The 26,270-nt window shown below is 58.2% G+C and carries 24 protein-coding genes and 1 riboswitch; all 24 genes read right to left on the bottom strand.

The window, feature by feature from the left end; all coding sequences use genetic code 11:
- Positions 1-249 precede the first annotated feature (249 nt).
- The 24 genes from ilvA to ACZF99_RS04225 all read right to left on the bottom strand — a co-directional run bounded on the left by ilvA (position 250) and on the right by ACZF99_RS04225 (position 26,232).
- Entirely contained in the window at positions 250-1,512 is a 1,263-nt protein-coding gene (gene ilvA, locus ACZF99_RS04340; protein ID WP_240271148.1) for a threonine ammonia-lyase IlvA, read from the bottom strand.
- Between the two features lie 151 nt (positions 1,513-1,663).
- Positions 1,664-1,885 (bottom strand): hypothetical protein, encoded by a 222-nt coding sequence (locus ACZF99_RS04335; RefSeq protein ID WP_240271147.1) that lies wholly within the window; start codon positions 1,883-1,885, stop codon positions 1,664-1,666.
- Positions 1,886-2,023: 138 nt separating this feature from the next.
- The gene (gene purD, locus ACZF99_RS04330) at positions 2,024-3,295 is read right to left on the bottom strand and encodes a phosphoribosylamine--glycine ligase (RefSeq protein WP_240271146.1); all 1,272 of its coding nucleotides are present in this window, start codon (positions 3,293-3,295) and stop codon (positions 2,024-2,026) included.
- 315 nt (positions 3,296-3,610) lie between these two features.
- Positions 3,611-5,158, bottom strand: a complete 1,548-nt coding sequence (purH, locus tag ACZF99_RS04325) for a bifunctional phosphoribosylaminoimidazolecarboxamide formyltransferase/IMP cyclohydrolase (protein WP_240271145.1) — start codon at positions 5,156-5,158, stop codon at positions 3,611-3,613.
- 131 nt (positions 5,159-5,289) lie between these two features.
- A complete protein-coding gene (gene purN, locus ACZF99_RS04320; protein WP_240271144.1) occupies positions 5,290-5,907 on the bottom strand; it encodes a phosphoribosylglycinamide formyltransferase in 618 nt (205 codons plus the stop codon).
- Complete coding sequence (gene purM / locus ACZF99_RS04315; protein WP_240271143.1) at positions 5,907-6,950, bottom strand: phosphoribosylformylglycinamidine cyclo-ligase; 1,044 nt, start codon at positions 6,948-6,950, stop codon at positions 5,907-5,909. The genes purN and purM overlap by 1 nt, the downstream gene beginning before the upstream one ends.
- 109 nt (positions 6,951-7,059) lie before the next feature.
- A complete protein-coding gene (gene purF, locus ACZF99_RS04310; RefSeq protein ID WP_240271142.1) occupies positions 7,060-8,541 on the bottom strand; it encodes an amidophosphoribosyltransferase in 1,482 nt (493 codons plus the stop codon).
- Positions 8,526-10,769, bottom strand: a complete 2,244-nt coding sequence (gene purL / locus ACZF99_RS04305) for a phosphoribosylformylglycinamidine synthase subunit PurL (RefSeq protein WP_240271141.1) — start codon at positions 10,767-10,769, stop codon at positions 8,526-8,528. The genes purF and purL overlap by 16 nt, the downstream gene beginning before the upstream one ends.
- A complete protein-coding gene (gene purQ, locus ACZF99_RS04300) occupies positions 10,747-11,436 on the bottom strand; it encodes a phosphoribosylformylglycinamidine synthase subunit PurQ (protein ID WP_483609399.1) in 690 nt (229 codons plus the stop codon). Before purQ ends, purL begins: the two co-directional genes overlap by 23 nt.
- A 3-nt stretch (positions 11,437-11,439) precedes the next feature.
- A complete protein-coding gene (purS, locus tag ACZF99_RS04295; protein ID WP_009224523.1) occupies positions 11,440-11,685 on the bottom strand; it encodes a phosphoribosylformylglycinamidine synthase subunit PurS in 246 nt (81 codons plus the stop codon).
- A gap of 777 nt (positions 11,686-12,462) precedes the next feature.
- Positions 12,463-13,362 (bottom strand): phosphoribosylaminoimidazolesuccinocarboxamide synthase, encoded by a 900-nt coding sequence (locus ACZF99_RS04290; protein WP_483609396.1) that lies wholly within the window; start codon positions 13,360-13,362, stop codon positions 12,463-12,465.
- Positions 13,363-13,389: 27 nt separating this feature from the next.
- Entirely contained in the window at positions 13,390-14,688 is a 1,299-nt protein-coding gene (gene purB / locus ACZF99_RS04285) for an adenylosuccinate lyase (protein WP_483609394.1), read from the bottom strand.
- Positions 14,685-15,899 (bottom strand): 5-(carboxyamino)imidazole ribonucleotide synthase, encoded by a 1,215-nt coding sequence (gene purK / locus ACZF99_RS04280; RefSeq protein WP_483609392.1) that lies wholly within the window; start codon positions 15,897-15,899, stop codon positions 14,685-14,687. Before purK ends, purB begins: the two co-directional genes overlap by 4 nt.
- Positions 15,896-16,393, bottom strand: a complete 498-nt coding sequence (gene purE / locus ACZF99_RS04275) for a 5-(carboxyamino)imidazole ribonucleotide mutase (RefSeq protein ID WP_483609390.1) — start codon at positions 16,391-16,393, stop codon at positions 15,896-15,898. Before purE ends, purK begins: the two co-directional genes overlap by 4 nt.
- Before the next feature lie 230 nt (positions 16,394-16,623).
- Positions 16,624-16,725: riboswitch (purine riboswitch) on the bottom strand.
- 173 nt (positions 16,726-16,898) lie between these two features.
- Entirely contained in the window at positions 16,899-17,816 is a 918-nt protein-coding gene (locus ACZF99_RS04270; protein ID WP_483609388.1) for a response regulator, read from the bottom strand.
- 55 nt (positions 17,817-17,871) lie between these two features.
- Complete coding sequence (locus ACZF99_RS04265; RefSeq protein ID WP_483609386.1) at positions 17,872-19,188, bottom strand: ATP-binding protein; 1,317 nt, start codon at positions 19,186-19,188, stop codon at positions 17,872-17,874.
- A 109-nt stretch (positions 19,189-19,297) separates the two neighbouring features.
- The gene (locus ACZF99_RS04260) at positions 19,298-19,948 is read right to left on the bottom strand and encodes an amino acid ABC transporter permease (RefSeq protein WP_483609383.1); all 651 of its coding nucleotides are present in this window, start codon (positions 19,946-19,948) and stop codon (positions 19,298-19,300) included.
- A 15-nt stretch (positions 19,949-19,963) separates the two neighbouring features.
- Positions 19,964-20,614, bottom strand: a complete 651-nt coding sequence (locus ACZF99_RS04255; RefSeq protein ID WP_483609381.1) for an amino acid ABC transporter permease — start codon at positions 20,612-20,614, stop codon at positions 19,964-19,966.
- A gap of 6 nt (positions 20,615-20,620) precedes the next feature.
- A complete protein-coding gene (locus ACZF99_RS04250; RefSeq protein WP_483609379.1) occupies positions 20,621-21,493 on the bottom strand; it encodes a glutamate ABC transporter substrate-binding protein in 873 nt (290 codons plus the stop codon).
- A gap of 31 nt (positions 21,494-21,524) precedes the next feature.
- Positions 21,525-22,253, bottom strand: coding sequence for an amino acid ABC transporter ATP-binding protein (locus tag ACZF99_RS04245; protein ID WP_483609377.1), 729 nt, complete (start codon positions 22,251-22,253; stop codon positions 21,525-21,527).
- Between the two features lie 740 nt (positions 22,254-22,993).
- A complete protein-coding gene (locus ACZF99_RS04240; protein WP_483609375.1) occupies positions 22,994-23,428 on the bottom strand; it encodes a universal stress protein in 435 nt (144 codons plus the stop codon).
- 30 nt (positions 23,429-23,458) lie between these two features.
- Positions 23,459-23,665, bottom strand: coding sequence for a DUF1294 domain-containing protein (locus tag ACZF99_RS04235; RefSeq protein WP_483612529.1), 207 nt, complete (start codon positions 23,663-23,665; stop codon positions 23,459-23,461).
- A gap of 208 nt (positions 23,666-23,873) precedes the next feature.
- Complete coding sequence (locus tag ACZF99_RS04230) at positions 23,874-24,011, bottom strand: hypothetical protein (RefSeq protein WP_187380118.1); 138 nt, start codon at positions 24,009-24,011, stop codon at positions 23,874-23,876.
- Positions 24,012-24,090: 79 nt separating this feature from the next.
- Positions 24,091-26,232, bottom strand: coding sequence for a DNA topoisomerase III (locus ACZF99_RS04225; RefSeq protein WP_483609372.1), 2,142 nt, complete (start codon positions 26,230-26,232; stop codon positions 24,091-24,093).
- Between the last annotated feature and the right edge of the window lie 38 nt (positions 26,233-26,270).

Below are 26,270 nucleotides of genomic sequence, written 5' to 3'. Positions count from 1 at the left end.
AAATAGTACACTAATGCATTGGTATTGTAAAGCCCATTTTCAACATTTGTTCCGGGCGAGTACTAGCTTGCCTCCCCGTGCGCCGCTGCCCCTGGTGTGCTCATCCCGGTCGCCAACTGACCTTTTTGGCCGTAAACCGCCGGCTCTCCCCGATCCCCCAACTCAAACGCACACAACGCAAAAAAGCCCTCTTCGACCGAAATCGAAGAGGGCTGCCAGCTTCACGAATCGCTGAATTCCCCGGTATCCCTAGATCAGCAAGTTAAACAAATTCAAATCCCGATTAAGCTCGGTATATACGATCCCTTTAGCGGCCATACGACCGATCAACGGCTCATAATCGGCTTTGTCGCTCAGTTCAATGCCGACCAGGGCCGGGCCGTTCTCCTTATTGTGCTTCTTCGTGTACTCAAACCGCGCAATATCGTCGCTCGGCCCCAGCACCTCTTCGAGGAACTCGCGGAGCGCTCCGGCACGCTGCGGGAAATTGATCAGGAAGTAGTGCTTCAGCCCCTCGTAGATCAGCGACCGCTCCTTCATTTCCTGCATCCGGTCGATATCGTTGTTCCCGCCGCTGATCACGCACACCACCGTCTTCCCGCGAATCTGGTCGCGGTACATATCCAGCGCGGATACGGGCAACGCCCCTGCCGGCTCCACCACGATGGCGCTGTCGTTATACAACTCAAGAATGGTCGTGCACACTTTGCCTTCCGGAACCTGGACGATATCGTCCAGAAGGTTGGCGCATATCTCATAATTCAGATCGCCGACCCGCTTGACCGCAGCCCCGTCGACGAATTTGTCGATCGATTCCAACGTCACTACTTGCTTCCGCTTCAAAGCCTCCGTCATGGACGCCGCGCCGGACGGCTCCACGCCGATCAGCTTCGTTTCCGGACTGACCGTCTTGAAATAAGTCCCGACGCCCGACACCAGCCCGCCGCCGCCAATCGTCACGAAAAGGTAATCGGCCGGCGTTGTCAAGCTTTCCATAATCTCCATGCCGATCGTCCCGTTTCCGGCAACAATCTTCGGATCGTCGAACGGATGAATGAAGGTCATGCCGCCTTCCCGGCAGGCTTTCATCGCCTCCGCGTACGCATCGTCATAGGTGTCCCCGATTAGGACGACCTCCACGTGTTCGCCGCCAAATCTTTTCACCTGCTTGATTTTCTGGTTTGGCGTCGTGCTGGGCATATAAATTTTCCCTTGAATGCCAAGAGCGTTGCAGGAGAACGCTACGCCTTGCGCATGGTTGCCGGCGCTAGCGCACACGATGCCTCTCTCCAGATCCTCGGGTTGCAGGCTGCGGATCATATTATACGCCCCGCGGATCTTGAACGAGCGCACGACCTGCAAATCTTCCCTTTTTAAATAAACGCTGCATTCGTATTTGGACGATAACGTCGCATCGAGCTGCAAAGGGGTTCGGGTGACCACTTCCTTCAATACATGATGCGCCTTGACGATGTCTTCCATGCCTACGGTTTGTCGTTCCGCCTGATTCATCTAGTTCTCCTCGCTTCTGCTCAAATCTCTCATTCTAATAAAGTTACACCCGAAACCGCCTCCGGTTCAAGTTATTTTGCGCGGCGGCAGGCAAACGCCCCTCCGTGCGGGCAATACTCCCGGGTCGGAAGGGCGTTACGGTCACGAAGGGTTATTTTTTCTTCGGGATTAATCGGTCGTCGGTATGGCCTTTGGAGTTTTTCTCCTGGGATAGCTCGCTCAGTTCCCACTCCATCGTGCCGTAAACCGGGTCGGAAGGGAACTCCTCGCCTTTTTGCAAATACTCTTCACGTCCCAGCTCGTCCCGGTACACGCCGTCAACTTCCACTTCTTCGCGCGAGACCGGTAGCATTTCCTTCATCTTGTCGCTCATATTAATGCCGCCTCCCGATAGAGAATTGCGGGGGAATCCAAAATGATATCTCCCCAATATCCCTTAACATGCGCGAATCGGAAACGGATTATCCTTGAATGCGGCTACGCGGAGCGCAGGTTGTCGGCGTCCCCATCCCTATACAAGTGCCTTCGCGGCGATATCCGTACGTTGATGCTTGCCCTCGAACGTGATGTGTTCTGCCGCCTTGTACGCCTGGTCGCGGGCTTCGGCGATCGTCTTGCCGAGACCGACGACGCCAAGCACGCGCCCGCCGTTCGTGACCCACTCGTCCGCGTCGTTCTTGGCCGTCCCGGCATGGAACACCAGCGCCCCCGCCGCTTGCGCCTCGTCCAAACCGCGGATCGGCAAGCCCTTCGGATAGGACGCCGGATAACCGCCGGACGCCAGCACAACGCAAACCGCCGCTTGCTCGCTCCACTCGATCTCCGCCTGGTCCAGCGTGCCGTTTACCGCCGCCAGGAAAATTTCGAGCAGATCGCTGTTCAGCCGCGGCAGCACGACCTGGGTCTCCGGGTCGCCGAACCGGGCGTTAAATTCGATTGTCTTCGGCTTGCCATCCGGCGTGATCATCAACCCGGCGAACAGCACGCCGCGGAACGGCCGGCCTTCGGCAACCATCGCTCGGGCGGTCGGCTTGATGATCGTCTCGATCGCTTCGTCAATGATCGAATCCGCGATATGCGGCAAGGGGGAGTAGGTGCCCATCCCGCCGGTATTGGGTCCTTTGTCGCCGTCATACACCTGCTTGTGGTCTTGCGCCGCGGCCATCGGGCGCACGGTTTCCCCGTCAACGAACGACAGGATCGACATTTCCTGCCCTTCGAGGAATTCCTCGATCACGACCTGGCTGCCGGATTCGCCGAACACTTTGTCGACCATGATGCTCTTCAGCGCCGCTTCCGCTTCTTCACGGGTAAAAGCGACCGTTACGCCTTTGCCTGCCGCAAGACCGTCCGCCTTGATGACGATCGGCACCGGACGGCTGTGCAGATAGGCCAGCGCCTGCTCGTAGTCGTTGAACTTCTCGTACGCAGCGGTCGGGATGTTGTATTTCTTGAGCAGGTCCTTCATGAATGTCTTGCTGCCTTCGATATGCGCGGCATTCTTGCGCGGACCGAATACGGGGATGTTCTTCGCCTCGAATACGTCCACAATGCCGTCCGCAAGCGGATCGTCCGGGCCGACGACAACCAGGCCGACGCGCTTCTCTTCGGCAAACGCCGCCAGTTTGTCGAAATCGTTCACCGGAATCGGGACCAGCTCGGCGACTTCCCCGATCCCCGCATTCCCCGGAGCGCAATAAATCGTCCCGGCCTTTGGACTTTTCGCCAAGCTCCAGCAAATCGCGTGCTCGCGACCGCCTCCGCCAATCACCAAAATATCCATACGTCTCCCCCTAAATTGAACTTGGTAGAGCAACTTGATCACGAAGTGGATTTTCTCCACTGATTTGACCCTGAACTAACGTACCCGCACCATGAAGTGGAAATCCTACATCTAAATTCAGCCAAAATGGCAAATCGGGCCGTTTCCGCCAAAAATAAATGGAGGATTTCCAGCAAAATGAGCAAAAACGGCTTATGACCGGCAAAATAGTTGGAGGTTTTCCATTTAGTTAAAGCCGATCGGTCAAACGAACGACATGCTGCTACGTAAAACAAACGGCAGGCCGCCGTAAGCGGTCTGCCGTAGCGCTCCGGCTTAGTGCTTGAAATGGCGCACGCCGGTGAATACCATGGCGATGCCGTACTCGTTCGCAACCTTGATCGATTCCTCGTCCTTCACGGAGCCGCCCGGTTGGATGATCGCGGTGACGCCGGCCTTGGCCGCCGCTTCGACCGTATCGCCCATCGGGAAAAACGCGTCCGACGCCAGGATGCTGCCTTTCACTTTATCCCCCGCCTGCTCGATGGCGATCTTGGCCGCACCGACGCGGTTCATCTGCCCCGCGCCAACGCCGATGGTCATGTCGTCCTTCGCCAGCACGATCGCGTTAGACTTCACATGCTTAACGACTTTCCAGCCGAACAACAGCTGTTTCAACTCCGCTTCGGTTGGCTTGCGATCGGTAACGACCGTCAAGTCGGATTCCTTCAGCGAATGCACGTCGCTCTCCTGCACCACCATACCGCCGTCGATCGAGGTGACGACGAACTGGCTGCTCCGGCTTGCGCCCAGCTCCAGACCGCCAAGCTTCAACAGGCGGATATTTTTCTTCTTCGTGAGGATCTCCAGCGCCTCATCCGTAAAGCCCGGCGCCAAAATAATCTCCAGGAAAATCTCTTTCAGCAGCATCGCCGTATCGGCGTCAATGATGCGGTTGGCCGCCACGATCCCGCCGAAGATCGACACCGGATCGGCTTCGTACGCTTTCTGGTAGGCTTCCAGCACGCTCGCGCCAACTCCGACGCCGCAAGGGTTCATATGTTTGACCGCCACCACCGCCGGCTCGTCGAATTCCTTGACGATTTGCAGCGCCGCGTTGGCATCGTTGATATTATTGTAGGAGAGCTCTTTCCCGTGCAACTGCTCCGCGCCGGTGAGCGTGTCGGCCGCCGCCAGCGGTTTGCGGTAAAATGCCGCTTTTTGATGCGGGTTTTCGCCGTAACGCAAATCTTGGATTTTCTCGTAGGTTACCGTATAACGCTCCGGCAGCGGATCGCCGGTCACCTTCGACAAATAGTCGGAAATCAGGGCATCATAAGCCGCCGTATGGCGGAAAACTTTGGCCGCAAGCCGTTTGCGCGTCTCAAGCGTCGTATCGCCGCTCGCGCGCACCTCGTCCAACACCGTCCCATAGTCGGCGGCGTCGACAACGACGCTGACGTACGCATGGTTTTTTGCGGCCGAGCGAAGCATCGTGGGTCCGCCGATGTCGATATTTTCGATGGCGTCCTCATAGGTGACGTCCGGCTTGGCGATGGTTTCCTGGAACGGATACAGATTGACGACCACCAGGTCGATATAATCCAGTCCCAGCTCCTTCATCTGTGCTTGGTGTTCCTCGCTGTCGCGTACCGCCAGCAGCCCGCTATGCACCGCAGGATGCAGCGTTTTAACGCGTCCGTCGAGGATTTCCGGGAACCCGGTAACATCGGAAATTCCGATGACCGGAACGCCCTCCTTCGCCAGCAGGTTTTTCGTGCCCCCTGTCGATATGATCTCCACACCCAACTGCGACAGCTCGCGGCAAAAATCCACGATGCCCGTTTTATCCGACACGCTTACGAGCGCTCTTTTTATACTCACAATCGGCTCCTCCTTTATTTTGGCGAATCATGCCCCCGATATTTCTCGGGAAATATCGAAACCCCTGCACGTCTTCCTCACGCGACCCATTCCCTGCGAAAATCCCGCAATCAAGCGCATTCCAGCGCTACCTATTCAGACAGAACGGTAACCTTTCTGCCTTCGACGCGCACCCGGTTTTTAGCGAACCACGACACGACCTGCGGATATAAACGCTGTTCCGCCGCATGGATCTTGGCTTCGAGCAATTCCAGCGTATCGTTCGGCGCGATCTCAACCGCCGCTTGCGCAACGACCGCCCCGGTATCCATCCCGCCGTCAACCAAATGCACCGTAACCCCCGTCATTTTTACGCCGTAGTCCCAGGCCTGGCCGATCGCGTTTTTACCCGGAAAAGCCGGCAGCAAAGACGGATGAATATTAATCATTCGTCCGGCGTAAGGTTCCACCAGCTCCGCGGTGAGCAGGCGCATGTAACCGGCCAGCACCACCAAATCGACACTGCGCTTCTCCAGCTCGGCAGCGATTTCTGCTTCGTAGTCCTCCCGGCGCGCGTAGGCCTTCGGGTCAAATAGATAACATTCGACGCCGGCCCGACGGGCCCGTTCGACGACGAAGGCTTGCGGTTTGTCGCAAACGAGCAGCACGATCTCGGCATCCAGCTCGCCCGCCCGCGAAGCGTCCAGCAAATTTTGAAAATTGCTGCCCTGCCCCGAAGCGAATACGGCGATCCGATACTTTGCGCCCATTAGACGTCCGCCCCCGCAAAGGTCACTACCCGTTGTCCTTCGTTCACTCTGCCGATGACGTAAGGCGTTTCGCCTGCCTGTTCCAATACGGCGACCGCTTGCTCCGCCTGGTCCTCGGCCACGATAACCACGAGGCCGATCCCCATGTTAAACGTCGTGAACATATCCCGAGGGCTGACGTTCCCCCGTTTCTGCAGCAAGTCGAAGATCGGCAAAACCGGCCAAGAACCATACGCGATTTCGACGTTCACCCCTTCCGGCAGCACGCGCGGGATGTTTTCGATGAAACCTCCGCCCGTAATATGCGCCATCCCCTTCACGTCCACCTGCTCCAGCAGGGATAACACCGGCTTGACGTACAGCTTGGTTGGCGTGAGCAGGACGTCGCCCAGGGCCTCCCCGTTCAGCTCGGGAAGCTTGTCGGTCAAGGCGTAACCCGCATCATCCAGCAGCAGCTTGCGAACGAGCGAAAACCCGTTGCTGTGCACGCCGCTGGACGCAAGTCCGATCACCATGTCACCGGGAGCGATGCGACTGCCGTTCACGATTTTGCTTTTGTCGACGACACCGACCGTAAAGCCGGCGATGTCGTATTCGCCTTCGCCGTACATGCCCGGCATCTCCGCGGTCTCGCCGCCGATCAGCGCGCAGCCCGATTGGCTGCAGCCCTCGGCGATACCGGCGACGATCGCCTCGATTTTCTCCGGCACGACCTTGTCGCACGCCAGGTAATCGAGGAAAAAGAGCGGCTCCGCCCCTTGAACAACGATATCATTCACGCACATCGCCACCGCGTCGATCCCGATCGTATCGTGCTTATCCATGGCAAAGGCGATTTTCAGCTTCGTGCCCACGCCGTCCGTTCCCGACACGAGCACGGGCTCCGCGTATTTGTCCTTGTTCAAACCGAACAAAGCGCCAAAGCCGCCCAAATCGGTCATCACTTCCGGACGGAACGTCCGTTTGACGTGTTTTTTCATGCGCTCAACCGCTTCATTCCCGGCCGCGATATCGACGCCGGCTTTCTTATATGCTTCAGACACGAGAGGGACCCACTCCTTTGGATTAGAGGTAATTCAAAAAAACATCTATCGATCGCAATCCCCAACATTTCATGCTATGAAATGTATCGCGCAGGATCGCCGGCAACCGTCAGCAAGTACAGCCAAACTTCGCTTCTCCGTCAAAATCCGTCCGGGTCGGATAATCGTTATCAAAGCAGGCCATGCAGAGGCCGCCTTTGTAGTCCTTGGCGTTCTCCCCGCCCACAGCCTGGATCAACCCCCGCGGGCTCAGAAACTCCAACGAATCCGCGTTAATCTCCCGGCAGATCTCTTCCACCGATTTGTACGAGGCGATCAGCTCGCCGCGATCCGGCGTATCTATGCCGTAGAAGCAAGGGTTCTTGAACGGCGGCGAGGTAATGCGGACATGCACCTCCGTCGCGCCGGCCTCGCGCAGCAGATTGACGATCCGCCGCGAGGTCGTGCCGCGCACGATCGAGTCATCGATCATCACCACGCGTTTGCCTTCCACGACGCGGCGCACGGCGCTCAGCTTCATCTTCACGCCCTGCTCGCGCAGCTCCTGGCTCGGCTGAATGAACGTGCGGCCGGTGTATTTATTTTTGATCAGGCCCAGCTCGTAAGGGATACCGGTCTGCTCCGCATAACCGATAGCCGCAGAGATGCTGGAATCGGGCACGCCGGTGACCACGTCCGCGTCGACGAACGACTCCTGCGCCATCATCTGCCCCATCCGCTTGCGGCTGGCATGCAGGTTTGAGCCGTTCATGTCGCTGTCGGGACGCGCAAAGTAAATATACTCCATCGCGCACAACGCTTTGCGTTCCGGCTCGGCGTAACGTTCCTCGCGGAGGCCGTCCCGGTCCAGCACCAGCATTTCGCCGGGCTGGATTTCGCGGAGCGTCTCCGCGCCGACGACCTCGAACGCGCACGTCTCGGACGAGAACAGGTACGCGTCACCGCGCCGCCCCATGACGAGCGGCCGCAAGCCGTTCGGATCGCTGGCCGCGATCAGCTTGTCGTTCGTCAGCAGCAGAAAGGCGAAGCCCCCCACCAGTTGACGGAGCGCGTCCCTTGCCGCCTCGACGAAATCCTTCGGCGAGCGGGCGATCAGATGCGCGATGACTTCCGTATCGCTCGTCGTCTGGAAGATCGAGCCGCTTTGCTCCAATTGACGGCGGATTTTCGGGGCGTTCACGATATTGCCGTTGGTCGCCACCGCCAAATCGCCGTCGCGGTATTTAAAAATCAGCGGTTGCGCGTTCGTCAACTTGCTGTCCCCGCTCGTCGAATAGCGGACGTGTCCGATCGAACGGTCGCCGTTCAGCGAGGACAGCTTGTCGCGGTCGAACACTTCCTTGACGAGTCCCATGCCGCGGTGGTAATGGAAGTCCACTCCGTCGGTCGTGCAGATTCCCGCGCTTTCCTCTCCCCGGTGCTGCAGGGCGTGCAGTCCGTAGTAGGACAGGGAAGCCGCTTCGGCATGGCCGAATACGCCAAACACGCCGCATTCCTCGCGTAACGTGTCGAACGGATCGGCATGTCCTGCCCCTTCGTTGTAGTAATCTCCGGTCCAAAGTCTCTGCGCTGGTTTTATTGCATCAGACATGGAATGACATCCTCCCAGGCGCGTGTCAACTGCTCCACCGGCTTGCTCAGAACCTCCGTTCCGTTCACGGCAACGTTCAGTTCGGAACCTTCCACGACCCCGATCCGCGCGCAAGGCACGCCGCGTTCCGCAAGCCGTTTCTCCAGCGCCTCCGCCTTCTCCGGCGAAGCCGACAGCAGAATCCGGGACTGCGATTCGCTGAACAACGCAAAGTCGGGCCGCAGCCCGCTCGCGACATCTACCTTGGCGCCAATTCCGCCGCTGATGCACGATTCGGCCAAGGCGACGGCCAGGCCGCCTTCGGACAAGTCATGCGCCGAACGCACCAGCCCGCTTTGGATCGCTTCCAGCACGGCGCCGAGCAGTTTTTTCTCCGCGTCCAAATCCAGTTGTGGCGGACGTCCTTCCACGACGCCGTGCACGATCGCCTGCAGCTCGCTGCCGCCCAGCTCCGCTTTCGTTTCACCCAGCAGGAAGAGGACGTCCCCTGCCGCTTTGAAGCCCTGCGTCGTAATATGATCCGTATCGTGCACCAAGCCAACCATGCCCACGACCGGCGTCGGATAAATCGCGCCTTTCGCGTTCTCGTTGTACAAGCTGACGTTCCCGCCAATGACCGGCGTGTTCAGCACACGGCACGCTTCCGCCATCCCGTCGACCGCCCGTTCCATCTGCCAGAAAATATCCGGCTTCTCCGGGCTGCCGAAATTCAGGTTGTCGGTGATGGCCAGCGGCTCCGCACCGGAGCAGACGATGTTACGCGCCGCTTCGCTGACCGCGATCCGTCCGCCGACTTCCGGGTCCAGGTACACGAACCGCCCGTTGCAGTCGGTCGTCATCGCCAGCGCCTTGCGCGTGCCGTGAACCGTCACCACCGCGGCGTCCGAACCCGGACGAACCGCCGTGCTCGTGCGGACCATGTAATCGTATTGGTTATATACCCACGCTTTGCTCGCGACGGAAGGCGAGGCCAGCACTTGCTCCAGCGCCGCGCCCAAATCGCGCACCTCTTCGTAACGGGTTGTATCCACCGATGCGTTCTGCTCATAATAAGCCGGCACTTCCGACGGCTTGTCGTAAATCGGGCATTCGTCCACCAGCGCCTTGACCGGCATATCGCCGACCAATTCCCCGTGATGGAACAGCTTCAGGCGGCCATCGTCCGTCACTTTGCCGACCTTCGCGCAGATCACGCCCCAACGCTCAAAAATTTCCCGCGCCTGCGCCTCATCCTTCGGCTCAACGACGAACAGCATCCGTTCCTGCGACTCCGACAGCATCATTTCGTAGGCGGTCATGCCTTCTTCGCGCTGCGGTACCTGGTCGAGATACAGCTCGAGACCGTTGCCGGCCTTGCTGGCCATTTCCGCGCTGGAGCAGGTCAAGCCGGCCGCGCCCATGTCCTGGATGCCCAGCACGATGCCGGTGTCGATTAATTCGAGGCAAGCTTCCATTACGAGCTTCTCCATGAACGGGTCGCCGACCTGCACCGCCGTCCGCTTCGCTTCGGATTCCTCCGTCAGTTCTTCCGAGGCGAACGTAGCGCCATGAATGCCGTCCCGGCCCGTTGGCGGACCGACGTAAAACACCGGATTGCCGACGCCCTTGGCAACGCCGCGCTGGATTTTATCATGGTCGATCAGCCCCACGCACATCGCATTCACCAGCGGATTGCCTTCGTAGCTCTCGTCGAACACGACTTCCCCGCCGACCGTCGGAATGCCGATGCAGTTGCCGTATCCCGCGATTCCGGACACGACGTGCTCGAACAAATACTTCACCCGGTCGCTTTCCAGCTTGCCGAAACGAAGGGAGTTCAGCAGCGCAATCGGTCTGGATCCCATGGAGAAAATATCGCGAATAATCCCGCCCACGCCCGTCGCCGCGCCTTGGTACGGCTCGACCGCCGAGGGGTGATTATGGCTTTCGATTTTAAAAACAACCGCTTGGTTGTCGCCGATATCGACGATCCCGGCGCCTTCGCCCGGCCCCATCAGCACGCGCGGGCCGCTGGTCGGAAAACGACGCAACAGCGGCTTCGAGTTTTTGTAGGCGCAATGCTCGGACCACATGACGCTAAACACGCCGATTTCCGTATAATTCGGCTTGCGCCCGAGGAATCCGCAAATCAGTTCGTATTCGCTGTCGGAAACGCCCATCTGTTTGTAAATTTTCTGCTCCGCAATTTGTTCTGCATTCGGTTCCTTAGCGGACACTTGCTGACTCATGCCGATCCCTCCAAGCTTTCAAAATGGATGTAAACATTCTCTTGCCGTCCTCCGAACCAAGCAAGGAGCTTACCGCCCGCTCCGGGTGCGGCATCATGCCGACGACGTTCCCGCGTTCGTTGGAGATGCCGGCGATATCGTCCACCGAGCCGTTCGGATTTTGAACGTACCGGAAAATAATCTGGTTGTTCTTCTTAAGCTGCTCCAGTGTAGCTTCGTCGCAATAATAATTGCCTTCGCCGTGCGCGATCGGAATCGTGATGACTTCACCTGGCGCATACAGCGAAGTAAACGGATTGTCGTTGTTCTCTACCCGCAGCTCCGTGTCATGGCAACGGAATTTCAACGACTCGTTGCGGCGTAGCGTACCCGGCAGCAGTCCGGCTTCCGTCAAGATCTGGAATCCGTTGCAGATACCCAGCACGTATTTGCCTTGCTCCGCAGCCTTGGCCACTTCCGCCATGACCGGCGCAAAGCGGGAAATCGCCCCGCATCGCAGGTAATCGCCGTAGGAAAACCCGCCGGGAACCAGGATGCAGTCGTAAGCGGACAGATCGGTCGCCGTGTGCCACACATAGTCGACCGGTTCGCCCAGCGTCTCTTCCACCGCTTTATAACAGTCGATATCACAGTTGGAACCGGGGAATACGAGTACTGCGAATTTCATGGTTTAGGCCTCCAATTCGAAGCGGTAGTCTTCTACCACCGTATTGGCCAACAGCTTCTCGCACATCGCCTTGACTCGGGCTTCCGCCTCGAAGCGGTCGTTCGTGTCGAGCGTCAGCTCCATATATTTGCCGATGCGGACACTGTCCACCTCTCTGAACCCCATGGAATGAAGCGCCCCTTGGACGGCAACCCCCTGCGGGTCAAGTACGCTTTGCTTGATCGTGACATAAACGCTCGCTTTAATCATGTTCCTCGTGTTCCTCCTAAGTTTGGACTTGTGCGGCGCGGCCGCTTGGTTCTGGGTGTCTCTGATGATGCAACGTCTGAAACCGTTTGGTTCTGATTCGGATCGGACCTGTCTAATTTGGCACCTGTCTGCTTGAATCCATCTACTTGAATGTATCTACTTGAGTCCATCTACTTGAGTCTGTCTACTTGAGTCTGTCTACTTGAATCCGTCTGCTTGAATCCATCTACTTGAGTCCGTCTACTTGAGTCCGTCTACTTGAGTCCATCTACTTGAGTCCATCTACTTGAGTCCGTCTGCTTGAGTCCGTCTGCTTGAATCCATCTACTTGAGTCCGTCTACTTGAGTCCATCTACTTGGACCTGATTCTGCTTGGACTTGATTCTGCTTGGACTTGATTCTGCTTGAATTGATACCTTGGATCCGATAATTGCATATCGTTCTGCTTCTGCCATTCTGACCAAAAGGGATAATCCTTAAAAGTACTCCCAAAACATGCACTGGCCCGGGGAGAAGCGCGAAACGGGGAACCGGCAACCCGGACACCACGCCTCATTCGCCAACCCGCCAACTCCTAACGGACCGTAACGACGTTATCCGCCCATTTCCCGAGTATTTCCCCGGCTAACGGACCTCACGGACGTTATTTAGCCTCGTGTGGCAACTAACGGAGCCGTACCGGCAAAATAAGGTCTCCTCGGTCCGTTACACCAGCCATACCCGAAAATCCGGTCCGATAAGGGCCGTGGAGTCCGTTAGAGCGAAGCGAGCAACAACCTACGCCAGCTCCGCTCCGGTCAACCGTCGGTAGATATCGCGGTAGCGCCGCGTCGTCTCATCGACCACCTGCGCCGGAAGCGGATCGGGCCGGCTGTTTTTGTCCCAGTCGGAACCGGCCAAATACGTGCGCACCGGCTCTTTATCCATGCTGTCGATCTCGATGTCCAGCGCGTAGTTCTCCTTCGCCCAAAACCGCGAAGCGTCCGGCGTAAACATCTCATCGATCAAAATCAGCTTGCCGTCCACGAGCCCGAATTCCAGCTTGCAGTCGGCGAGGAGAATGCCCCGTTCCTCGCAGTAGTCGCGAGCGAAGGCGTACATCTCCAGGCTGCGGTCCCGCAGTTGCTCGGCCAACTCGCGGCCGACTTGGTCCGCCAGCTTCGCGAACGAGATGTCCTCGTCGTGGCCGACGTCGTTTTTCGCCGCCGGGGTAAAAATCGGCTCCGCCAGCTTCGCGTTCTTGCGCAGCCCTTCCGGCAGCCGAATGCCGTTGATCGCGCCGGTCTGCTCATACTGCCTCCAGCCGCCGCCGGTGACGTAGCCGCGCACCACGCATTCGATATCGATGCGCTCCGCTTTGCGGGTGACCATGATCCGGTTCCGCAACGCCTCCCGATGCTCCTCCGGAACCACGTCCCCGAGCCGGTCTACGTCCGTGTGGATCACGTGGTTTTCCAGCAGATGCCGCGTCTTGTCGAACCAAAACGCGCTCAGCCGGTTCAGCACGTTGCCCTTGTCCGGCACCGCCGGCTCCAGCACGTAGTCAAACGCGGAGATGCGATCGGTGACCACGATCAAGAAAAACTCGCCAAGATCGTACAACTCCCGGACCTTGCCTTTATACAACAGCGGGGCGCTCACCAGTTCCGCCGCCGTGGAAATTGCCGGTACCGCCATATAAGCTCTCCTCCCCCAATACAAACTCTACTCGATCAACCCAAGCTTTCGGAAAATCGTGTCCACATGCTTCAGATGCCAGGACGGATCAAAAGCGTCGTCGATTTCTTCTTTGCTCAGAACGGCGGTAATTTCCGGCGTCTCCTCGATGATGTCGCGGAACTGTCGCTGCGTCTCCCACGCCTGCATCGCCCGCGGCTGCACCGTATCGTAGGCTTGCTCGCGGCTAAAGCCTTTGTCGATCAGCTTCGTCAACACGCGTCCGGAGAACGGTACGCCGTACGTGCGAGCCATGTTGCGCTTCATGTTTTCCGGGAATACCGTCAGATTCTTCACGATATTGCCAAAACGGTTCAGCATGTAATTCAACAACATCGTGGCGTCCGGCAAAATGACCCTCTCCACCGAGGAGTGGGAAATGTCGCGTTCATGCCACAACGTTACGTTTTCGTAAGCCGAGATCATATGGCCGCGGATCACGCGAGACAGGCCGGAGATGTTCTCGCAGCCGATCGGATTCCGTTTGTGCGGCATCGCCGACGAACCCTTTTGCCCCTTGGCGAAAGCCTCTTCCACCTCGCGGAACTCACTCTTCTGCAAAGCGCGGACTTCCGTGGCGAACTTGTCGAGCGACGTCGCGATCAAAGCCAGCGTCGCCATATATTCCGCGTGACGATCGCGTTGCAGCGTCTGCGTCGAAATCGGCGCAGGGCTCGTGCCCAGCTTGCGGCAAACGAATTCTTCCACAAACGGATCGATGTTCGCGTAAGTGCCCACCGCGCCGGAGATTTTGCCGAACTGAACATTATCCGCCGCACGGCGGAAGCGCTCCAGGTTCCGCTTCATTTCCTCATGCCAAAGTGCCATCTTGAGACCGAAAGTGGTCGGTTCGGCATGCACACCGTGCGTGCGGCCCATCATCGGCGTATCTTTGTAAGCCAGAGCCTTGTCCTTTAAAATCTCGATGAAATTCACAATATCCCGTTCCAAAATCGCGTTCGCCTGCTTCAGCAAATACCCCAGCGCCGTGTCGACCACATCCGTCGAAGTCAGCCCGTAGTGTACCCATTTGCGCTCCGGCCCCAGGCTTTCCGAGACGGCGCGGGTAAACGCGATCACGTCATGGCGCGTCTCCTGCTCGATTTCATAGATTCGGTCGATATCAAACGAAGCTTTCTCGCGCAGCAGCGCCGCGTCTTCCTTCGGGATCACGCCGAGCTCGGCCCAAGCTTCGCAGGCGCACAGCTCCACTTCCAGCCAGGCCTTGAATTTGTTCTCCTCCGTCCAGATCGCTCTCATTTCCGGTCTGCTGTAGCGTTCGATCATTTGCGCTCATTCCTCCAAATGTTGGTTTGCTCTATCCAGCGAAGCCCGTCCTCCACGTTGCGGCAGATCAGGTTGATGTGCCCCATTTTCCGCTTCGGAGCGGCTCCGTGTTTTCCATATAAGTGTACTTTGGGAATCGCCGCGAATCCAGTTGCCTCCTCGTCCCCGTCAAACCAGCGGCCCGTAGCCACCGCTTTGCGGACGTCCTCCAGATGCTCGCCCAGCACGTTCACCATCACGACCGGCGTCAACAGCTCCACCGGGCCGAGCGGCAGATTGCAAATCGCCCGCACATGCTGCTCGAATTGCGAGGTCGTGCAGGCCTCCATCGTGTAGTGACCGGAATTGTGCGGCCTTGGCGCCAGTTCATTAACGAAGAGCTCGCCGCCTTCGGTCAGGAACATCTCCACCGCCAGCAGGCCAACCGCTTCCAAGCCCTCGGCGATTCGGGCCGCCAGCCTTTCGGCCTCCCGCTGCACCCGCTCCGCCACGCGGGCCGGAACGATCGACACATGCAAAATATTGTCGACATGGATATTTTCCGCCACCGGGAACGTTTTAATCTCTCCACGCGGGCTGCGCGCCGCGATCACCGACAGCTCCTTGACGAACGGGACGAATTGCTCCAACACGAGCTCCGTCCCGGCTCGGCTCAGCTCGGCATACGCCGGCGTGATTTCTTCTTCGCTGCGAATCACCCATTGGCCTTTGCCGTCATAGCCGCCGGTGGCCGTCTTCAGCACGGCCGGCAGGCCGAGCCGGCCCACGGCCGCACGCAGGTCCGCCTCGCTGGCGATCTCCGCGTACGGCGCCACCTTGACGCCCGCCGCTTCGATGGCCCGCTTCTCGCGCAGCCGGTGCTGGGTCGTATACAGCAGCCGGCTGCCTTGGGGCACGTACGACGATTCCTCCAACAGCGCGGCAACGCCCGCGTCTACGTTCTCGAATTCGTACGTGATCACATCGGCCCGCTCCGCCAATTCACGCGCCGCGGCCTGGTCGTCGTAGCGGGCCACGATTTGCCCCGCCACCTGGCCGCAAGGCGCATCCGGCGTCGGGTCCATCGCCACGAACCGGTAGCCGAGATTGCTCCCGGCCAGCGCCATCATCCGGCCCAGTTGCCCGCCGCCCAGCACGCCGATCGTCGCACCCGGCTCGATGACCGGAGCGCCGCGGCCTACGCCATCCGCAGAGAACGGTTTGCCGCTCATTCCGCCGCCCCCAACTCCGAGCCGCTCTCCAGCACCTCGGCTTGAATCCGGTCGCGGCGCTCCTGCACCCGACGCATGACCGCGGGGTCAAACGCGCCCAGCATTTGCGCCGCGAGCAGTCCGGCGTTGATCGCTCCGGCCTTGCCGATGGCCACCGTCGCGACCGGAATGCCGCCCGGCATCTGCACGATCGACAGCAGCGAATCGAGCCCGTTCAGCGCGGCCGATTTGACCGGAACGCCGATGACCGGCAGCGTCGTTTTTGCCGCGACCATCCCCGGTAGATGGGCGGCCCCGCCCGCTCCCGCGATGATGACCTTGAGTCCGCGGCCCGCGGCTCGCTCCGCAAATTCGAACATCAAATCCGGGGTGCGGTGCGCGGATACGACATTTTTCTCGTAAGGAATCTGCAATTCTTCCAATACGGTACAGGCATGGGACATCGTTTCCCAATCCGATTTGCTGCCCATGATTACGGCGACTTGTGCTGTCATACCTCAACCTCCAAACTTAACTTTTTGAACCTTGCGATTTATAGATAGCCGAATACGGAAAAAGGCCCCGAACTTCCTGGAAAACAACGAAGATTTCCCGAAATTCGCGGACCCTGAGGAATACGAAACCGGCGCGCAGGCAGCGCAAAAGTGCCGGCGGCAGCGCAAAGCCCGGTGCTTGCAAGCCCAGGCTCATAAAAAGAAGGCTTTTCCGTGCGGAGTAGCCTTACCTTCACCACGTATTCGCTCGTAGTCCGAAAATTTACGGTTCTCGGGTAGAAACTTCCGGGCCTTATCCCCGGCATTATACGAGATTATGAGGTTCGGCGGCGAACCGCCTCTCCTCTCCTAGTTTACCAATGGCGTACACGACATGTCAACTCAAACCCGAACATTAAATGATTGTAAAATCCGAATGTTCGTTTTTGAACAGCAAAAAAACCTAGCACGGCAAACGGACTAGGTTTTTACGATCATTCGCAGCGAGCGGTTGCGGCGACTGACTTTATCGCGCTCCTCCCAACTGCTCCTGCAATTCGATAAACAACACCTGCAGGAACTTCTTGATGTTCACTTTCCCCTTGCCGTTACTCGGCTCCCGCCCTTCTTCGATCTCCTTCATCCTCAACCGCACGTCTTCGAAATCAAAATAGAGCGGAGCATAATACTCAAACCGGGGGTTGCCGTAATCCGTCAGGCCGAGCGAAGCCAGATTCGTCAACCCCGTCGTCAACGCCCGCCGCAGCCGTTGCTCGATCGCCTTGACCTCCTTGGCGATGTCTTCGGGTCCCGTCTTGTACGTGGCCGCGGTCCGGCGATACAGCTCCTTTAGGGGCGGTAAGCTGCCTTCGGCTCCGCCTCCCCGCTCAAGCAAAATCTCCATGATTGCGATCATGTCGCGGCTGCCGCTCTCCCCAATCAGCCCCAGATTCATCAGAATCGGCTGAATCGCTTCGCGGACCGTCCGGTTGCCCGGCGCGGCTAACGGCGCGCTGCGCAAATCCTCCAGCTTCTTTAGGCTCGATTTGATTTCATCCAAATAGCGGCCCATCGCATACCGTTCGTTAACCTTCCTGAGCACCGTCTCCACTTCGATCCGGTTGATCGGCTTGCGAATAAAAAATTCGATCCCGCTCCGATACGCCCGCCCGACCATATCCTGGTTTTCGATCTGGGAAATCATCACGAACCGCGAGCCGCAGCCTTGGGCGCGCAAAGAATCGATCACCTCGATTCCGTCCTGGTCGGGCATCAGCAGATCCATCAGCACGATGTCCGGCGATTCCCCCAAAATAAGCCGCACGCCTTCCGTTCCGCCGCTGGCCGTCCCCGTTACCTCGCCAAGGCCGTTGTCTTGGATAATATGCTGCAGCATTTTTCGCGCACTGGCATCATCGTCTACGATACAAAAAGAGAGCGGCATCGCTTTCACCCTCCTCAACGTTTGGTTCGTACCGCTTCGCCCGGATATCGGTTGATCAAATTTGCGCTGTTGCCTCCGACTTCCGCAATTTCGGCGTCGGCAGGCGAATTTGGACCATCGCTCCGCCCAGCCCCGGTGCTGTCCCGAGCGAGATTTCCCCATCAAACCGGGTGACGATGTCGCGCACATGCGATAAGCCGATCCCCGTCGCCGCGACTCCCTCTTCATCGAACTTGGTCGTAAAGCCCGGCTCGAACACCAGCTCCCGCTCGTCCTGCGGGAAACCGCTGCCGCTGTCGTTCACCGTCAACAAGGTCCACCCCGCTTGTTCGCGGACCTCCAGATGAATTTGCCCCCGGCCTTGAATCGCCTCCACCGCATTGGCCGTCAGGTTGCCCAGCAGCGTAAGCAAGGGAACATAGTTCGCGGTAACGTAATCCAAGGTGATTTTCTGCGTAAAAACAATCCGTTTCCCCAGCATTTCGGCATACTGCTGATTGCTGTTGACGGTATACTGGACCAGCCCCGATAACGGCATATCGCCCGGGACCTCCCGGTCCGTGAGCTTGATCAGCCCGGCCAAAATGCGCTGCGAATCCTTCTTCACCTCATGGATTTGCTGCGTGATGCCCAACACGTGGCGCGTGTGCGCCTCCCGCCCTTCGTCCGACAAGCGACGATACAGTTCGTAACTGCTTTGCGTCAATTTCTCCAGCGTACCGATCGATTTTTTCAGGTAAAACACTTCCCCGTACAGGCCGGAGCTAAAGCTCAGCATCTGCTCAATCCGCCGGTTCTGCTCCTTCTGCACGATCCGCATCCGGCTGACGGAGATGCTGCTATAAAGGCCCGTGACGAAATAGGTGCGCAGCATCGCGATCGCCATCAAAAACGCCCACTCGTTCAGCTTGAACGTGGCCGTGCCGGTCACCAGCAGCCGGGTCAGCAGCTCCGCCTCGTTGGACAGCAGGTCGATCACCGCCGTCACCGCCCCCAGCGCCAAGGGATAGAAACGGTCCAACCGCGGCTTGATCACGTTCATCCCGAATGCGAACACGAGGTAATACACCGCCGCCGAACAATGTCTCGTCACGCTTTCGGCCAAGGTCAAGCCGTTGCCGAACGCCTGATCCAGCCCCGTGCGAAACAGCAGCACTACCGCGCCGGCGATGGCGCCCGTGACGAGATACGGCAATCGCCGCAGCAGCAGCAAAAACAGCAAAAACGCGCTGCTCCCCAAACCGATCCGAAATATATCGCCAGCAAACGGGTTGATCTTCAACTCCCCGGCCAACGCCGTCCCGATGGCCACCACTCCAATCTGAACGTAGGCGGATCTTCTATAAAAGGACTTGAAAAGAACGCTCCCCATCCCCGTTCACCGGCTCCCGTGTGTTATATTGCTCCTAATCGTACCACACATCGGGAAGGGCGACTATACCATACATTCCATTATATGTCATTCCAATGTTAGCCAATGCCTAAGCGTGCCGGGCCTCCAATCGTCTGGAGATGACCGAAAGCACAAAGTTGACGGTAAAATAAATCAACGCCACCAGCAGCAGAATGGGAATCGTGTAAGTGTAGCCGTGTCCGATGACGATCCCGGCGTGATGCATCAGTTCCGGCAAGGAGATGACGACCGCCAGCGAGGTGTCCTTAAGCAGCGAGATGAACTGGCTGACCAGCGGCGGCACCATCCGCCGCAGTCCTTGGGGGAGCACGATGTGCCACAGCGTCCGCAAGGAGCTGAGTCCCGATGATCGGGCCGCTTCGATTTGCCCCTTGTCGATCGAGGCGAGTCCGCCCCGCACGATTTCCGCGATCATCGCCGCCTCGAAGATCGTGAGCCCCGTAATCGTCGCGGCCACAAGCCCCAGCTTTATGCCGACTTCCGGCAAGGCGAACCGCATGAAGAAGATGATCAGGAGCAGCGGCAAATTGCGGATCAGCTCGACGCCCACCAGCATGATCGGTGACAACACGGGGAGCCGCGTATAACGTATCACACCCACCACGCAGCCGATCAGGAAGCTCAACACGATCGACACCCCGGCGACGATCAAGGTCACGTATAGCCCATCCGCCAAAAAGCTTAAATTCTCCGCGCTGTACGCGCCCGCAAAATCCATCGAACCCCTCCTTCCTCAATACTTCCGCTCGAGCTTCCGCTCCCACACCCTCACCCCATAACTCAAAGGCAAAGTCAGCGCCAAATAAAACAAGGCCACGAAAATGTAAGTGTCGAACGTTCGGTACGTCTCGACGTTCACGATGTCGGCAAAATACATCAAATCCAGCCCGGCAACGATCGTCAATACGGACGAATTCTTGATCAAATTAATAAACTGGTTGCCCAGCGGCGGAATGACCAGCTTGATCGCCTGCGGCAGGATAATGTGGATCATCGTCTGCGGGTAACTTAACCCGGACGAGCGAGCCGCCTCCGTTTGCCCTTTCGGGATCGCCAGGATTCCGGCGCGGATCGCCTCGGCGATGAACGACGACGTATACACGGCCAGCCCGATCGTTCCGGCCGTAAAGCCGTCAAGGGGGAAACCGAGCGCGGACGGTCCGTAGTAAAAAATATATACGACGAGCAGCAGCGGAATATTGCGGATAAATTCCACGTAACCCGTCCCGAACCAGCGCAGGGGCCGGACGGGGGCGATGCGGAACACGGCGATCAAGGCCCCCAGCAAAAAGCTGCCGATCAGCGCCAGCAGGCTGGAAAGGACCGTTCCTCGGAACCCTTCCATATAGACGTCGAAATAGTCGGTCAGAATCGTAAAGTCCATAACGAATTATTCGCCCGGCTTCTTGCCGATCCATTTCTCGTAAAGCTTGTCGTACTCCCCGCTGTCGTGGAGCTCCTTCAACGTATCGTTGATCGCCTGCACGATGTCGGTATTGCCCTTTTGCACGGCGATGCCGTAAGGCTCGTCAGTGAACGGTTTGCCGACCACCTCGTAATTCGTATCCTGGGCAGCCATGCCGTACAGGATCGCATCGTCCGTCGTCAGCGCATCGCCTTGGCCCGCCTTCAGCGCGTTGAACGCATCCTGGTAGTTGTCAAATTCCAACACCTTAATGCCTTCCACTTTATCGCGGATGTTTTTTACCGAAGTCGAGCCCTTGCTGCCCAGCACCGTCGAATCGACGGTCAGGCTCTCGATGCCCGTGATCGGGCTGCCCTTCTTCACCAGCAGCGATTGCCCCGCCTGGAAATACACGTCGGAGAAGTCGACCTCCTTCTTGCGTTCCTCGGTAATCGTCATCGTGGCCACGATCATATCGATCTCCCCGTTATTCAGCATCGGAATCCGCGTCTTGGAGGTCACTTCCTTTAATTCCAAGGCGTTTTCGTCGCCGAGAATATGCTTTGCGATCGCCTTCGAGATGTCGATGTCGAATCCCTCAACGTTGCCGCTGGCCGGGTCTTTCAGACCGAACAGCTTCGTGTCGTACTTCACGCCGACCACCAGCTTGCCGCGATCCTTGATTTTATCCAAAGCCCCGGTCCCGCTCTCCCCGGCCGCCGGAGCGGCATTTCCGCCGTCGCCGGCGGCATTGCCGGCCGCATTGCCGCCCGCCCCGTTACTGGCGCAGCCCGCCAACACCGCCAACGCGCACACCGCCGCAATTGCAATACCGAATAACCTCCAACGTTTCTTCATCCTCTTTTCCTCCCCTTGGTTTCCGAAACTTTCAGTGGCTCAACAAACGGCTGAGGAACGTACGCGTCCGCTCTTCCCGCGGATGGGCGAAGAATTCCTCCGGCCCTGCCTCTTCGACGATCTGTCCTTGATCCATAAAAATGATCCGGTCCGCCACCTCCCGGGCAAACCCCATTTCATGCGTCACCACCACCATCGTCATGCCTTCGCGGGCGAGCGTCCGCATGACGTCCAGCACCTCGCCGACCATCTCCGGATCGAGCGCCGAGGTCGGTTCGTCAAACAGCATGATCTTCGGTTTCATCGCCAGCCCGCGGGCGATCGCCACCCGCTGCTGCTGTCCGCCCGACAGTTGGGACGGGTACGCCGCCGCCTTGTCGGCGATGCCCACCTTCTCCAGATAAAACATCGCCGTTTGCTCCGCCTCCGTCTTGGAGATGCCGAGGACTTTGATCGGCGCCAGCGTGATATTGTCGATCACCTTTTTGTGCGGGTACAAATTGAAGTGCTGGAAGACCATCCCGATATCCCGGCGGAGTTTGTTAATGTCCGTTTTGCGGTCGTGGACCGGGAGGCCGCCCACCGTCAGTTCGCCGCTCGTGATCGTTTCGAGCCGGTTGATGCAGCGCAGCATCGTGCTTTTCCCCGAACCGGACGGACCAACGACCACCACGACTTCCCCTTCCTCAACCTGCAAATCAATCCCCTTCAGCACATGAAAATGACCAAAGTGCTTATCGACCTGGTGAAATCGGATCAACGGCAGCCCTCCTTTCAGCGTTCGGATGCCCCTTTCGCCCGTTACGACATCGGGTCGATGTGAGTAATCGTAACATTTGAACATAACCTTACTTTCGAGACTATATAAAACTACACTTTCCTACACACCCGCCCGAAAATCGCCCAAAAATTATTTGTTACCCCGCCGATCCCATCGGACAAGCGTCAGTTTTCCTCACAGCAATCTTCCTTGACGCAAATTTAGAAGCTCTGTAGAAGTGCTGCAAGAGCACTGTAGGAGTACTGCAGGAGTACTGTAGGAGCACTGTAGGAGCACTGTAGGAGCACTGTAGGAGCACTGTAGGAGCGCTGTAGGAGCACTGTAGGAGCGCTGTTCATCGTTGGAGCACTGTTGGAGCACTGTTGGAGCACCGTTGGAGCACTGTCGAAGCCTCAGATGAAGCGCAAAATTGCTCTAACGCTTGTATTCAACGCTATTTGCAGCAAAACCGGGACTTGCGAATTGTAACGCTTAAGGGAAAGCTTATTTCCCGATTTCCACCCCAACAAGGCCAGGTTTCGCTTATATAAGCACGCTGGTCAGCGTTAGAGCGGAAATTGTGTGTTTTTCGCCCAAATAAGCATTCCGGCAAGCGTTAGACGTAAATATGGAGGAACACACCAGTCCCGCACACATCGCACCGGACCTTACCGAACAAATCCTGCGCACACAAAAAAAGCCAGACCGAATCGATTCGGTCTGGCTTCTTGCAACAAACTTTATTTCACGACGAGCACCGGAATCCGGGCATGCTGGACGACATTATGGCTGACGCTGCCGAGCACGAATTCGCGGATGCCGCCGAGTCCGCGGCTGCCGATGACGATCAGGTCCGCCCCGTTTTTCTGAGCGTGCTCCAGAATCGTCTCCGCCGGCGCCCCTTGATCCATCTCCACTTTGGGCTCCAGGCCCGCAGCCTCAATCCGGCTCTTCGCTTCCTCCGCCGTTCTCTCCGCCAGCTCGTAAATATCCTTGTTCATGGAAACGGGTACCGGCGCAAATCCCTCGGCGATGTAAAACCGCGGGAAGTCGTACACATGCAGGACCTCCAGCTTGGCCCCGGGCGTCGATTTGCACAACTCGATCGCTTTGTCCAACGCTTTGTTCGCCGCTTTCGAACCGTCGTACGCGGCAAGAATTTTATTGAAGAGCATGGAAAGCACCTCACTTGTCCCAAGCGTTTATTATATTAAAAAATACCCATAAAGCACGGCGTTGAAAAGAAGCAGCAGCGGAATCCCCACCCGGAAGCTGAAATGCTTCGTTTTATGGCGTTTCGCATTCATCGCCACCAGTATGCCAAGCGCGCCGCCCAGCGCCGCCAGCAAAAACAGCGTTTTCTCGGGAATCCGTTCGCGCCTCTGCCTGGCCCGCCTTTTGTCGTCGGACATGACCAGATAAGCGACCGCGTTGATAAACAGAAACCATACCAGCAAGCCCGTTCTCGTCCCCGCCGCCCCCTTTCGATTCTTACGCTCGAACGTCGAAGTTCCTTACTCTATTATACCTCAACTGCGCAGTGCCGGCATCTCTTCAACATCATCGCTTCTGCGCAGAAAGAAAGCTCCCCGCGAGGGGAGCCGCAAACGCCTAAAACAATCAGGTTTCGTTCTTTGGAATTTCGTTCAAATTGGGCGGGTAATCGGCCTGCTTCTTCGGCTTGGCCGCCACGGTGGGTTCCATCAGCCTCGACTTGTTCTGCTGGTTTTCGGTCTTCCGCGCTTTATGATGCGGCACCTTTATCACCTCCGGTACTAGCGTCCCGTAATGGCTGCCGATTTATGCGGGCCAGGGATCGTCTGCCGTGGCCGGCAAGTTAGTCGTCGCCCTTTTTCTCCAGCGCCGCTTTCAGCAGTTCGCCGAGATTGATCCCGCCGGACTCCTGCTGCTGGGAATATTGCTTGACGAGCCGCTGCTGCTCGCGTTTGTTCATATGCTTATCCTTGTCTTTCCCCAGCACCTCGGTAATGCCGCAGGATAAGCATTGCACATACATTCCCGCTTTCCCTTCCTTGAGCTCCATCTTCTTGTGGCATTGCGGGCAGCGGCGGTTGGACAGACGCTTCTCGCCGGAACGGCGATAGCCGCAGTCCTCGCTTGGGCAGATCAGCATCAAGCCGCGCCCGGTTTTCTTCTCGAGCAGCCGCGTCCCGCATTCCGGGCAATGGCTGTTCGAGACATTATGCGGCTTGTACGTCGCATCGCTGCGTTTGACGCCCTGCACCAGGCTGACCGCCATCTCGCGTATGCCGCTCAGGAACGGGTCCGGCTGGCCTTGGCCGCGGGCGATCCGCTCCAGCTCCGCCTCCCAGCGGGCCGTCAGTTCCGGCGTGCGCAAATCGGACGGCGCCAGGTCGATCAGTTGCTTGCCTTTGCCGGTCGGATGCAGGTAGTTCCCCTGCCGCTCGATCGTATCGGAGCTGACCAGCTTCTCGATGATGTCCGCCCGCGTTGCCGGCGTACCCAGCCCATGCTTCTCCATCTGGGTCAGCAGGGCGGCTTCCGTGTATCGCTTCGGCGGCTGGGTCCGCCCCGGCGTGACGCGGCAGCGTTGTACCTTCACCGCTTCGCCTTGGTTCAGCTCCGGCAGCGCCGCACCGCTCTGCTCACTCTCCGTATCGTCCTCGCCGCCTGCTTCGTCCTCCAACGCCTGCCCGTCGTAGACGGCCCGCCAACCGGCGTCCTTGATCGTCGTCCCCTTCGCGTGCAGCGTCTCGCCGGCGATTTCAACCGTCACGTTGACTTGATCAAACCGTGCCGGCGGATAAAACAAACTGATGAACCGCCGCACGATCAAATCGTACAGCTTGCGTTCGTCCGCGCTCAGCGCGTTCAGCAGCACCGTCTGCTCCGTCGGGATGATCGCATGGTGGTCGGTCACCTTGCTGTCGTCGACAATCCGCTTGCTCAACTTCAGGGAACCCCGCAGCAGCGGCCGGGCCAGCGGCGCATAAGGGCCGATGGCCACGCTGGTCAGCCGCTCCTTGAGGGTATCCGTCATGTCCGACGTCAGGTAACGCGAATCCGTCCGCGGATAAGTGACCAACTTATGCTGCTCGTACAACCGCTGCAGCACGTTCGAGGTCTGCTTGGCCGAAAAACCGAGCAGCCGGTTGGCATCCCGCTGCAGCTCGGTCAAATCGTAAGCCAGCGGATGGGGCACCGTTTTTTCGTGCTTGACCAGCTTGACGATTTTGCCGGAAGCTCCTTCAAGCTTCCGTTTCAGCGCATTCAGCCGCTCCGCCTCAAAAATCCGGGCATCGCCGTTCCCGCCTCGCCATACCGCCTCGAACTTGCCGAAATCGGCGCGCAGCACGTTATATTCCTCCGAACGGAAGCGGAGGATTTCGTTCTCGCGCTGCATGATCATGCCCAGCGTCGGCGTTTGCACGCGTCCGGCCGAAAGCGGCGCGCCGAATTTGGTGGTCAGCGCCCGGGTTACGTTAAGCCCGACCATCCAGTCGGCCTCCGCCCGGCAGCGCGCCGATTGGTACAAGCGTTCATATTGGCTGCCCGGCTTCAGCGCCGCGAACCCTTCCTTGATCGCTTTGTCCGTTTGCGACGAGATCCACAGCCGCTGAAACGGCTTGTTCCATTTGACCATATCCATAATCCAACGGGCGAGCAGCTCGCCCTCGCGCGCGGCGTCGGTCGCCACGATCAGCCCGCCGATATCCTGGCGCCGCATCAGCTGCTGCACCGCCTTGAACTGATGGCTGCTTTCGCGCAGCACCTTCAGCTTCATTTTGTCCGGCAGGATCGGCAAATCCTCCAACGCCCATGTAGCGTACTTCGCGTCGTAATCTTCCGGCTCGGCCAATCCGACCAGATGGCCCAGCGCCCAGGTGACCACGTACTTCGGCCCTTCAAAATGGCTCTTATGCTTATCTCGGCTGCCGATCACTCGCGCGATTTCCCTGGCGACCGACGGCTTCTCCGCCAATACCAACGTCTTCATAAGTTCGTTCGAACACTCCTTTCCTCTGGAACTATTAT

It is taken from the genome of Paenibacillus sp. JL3B1040 (assembly GCF_057063165.1).
This window is presented reverse-complemented; position numbering and strand designations above follow the sequence as displayed.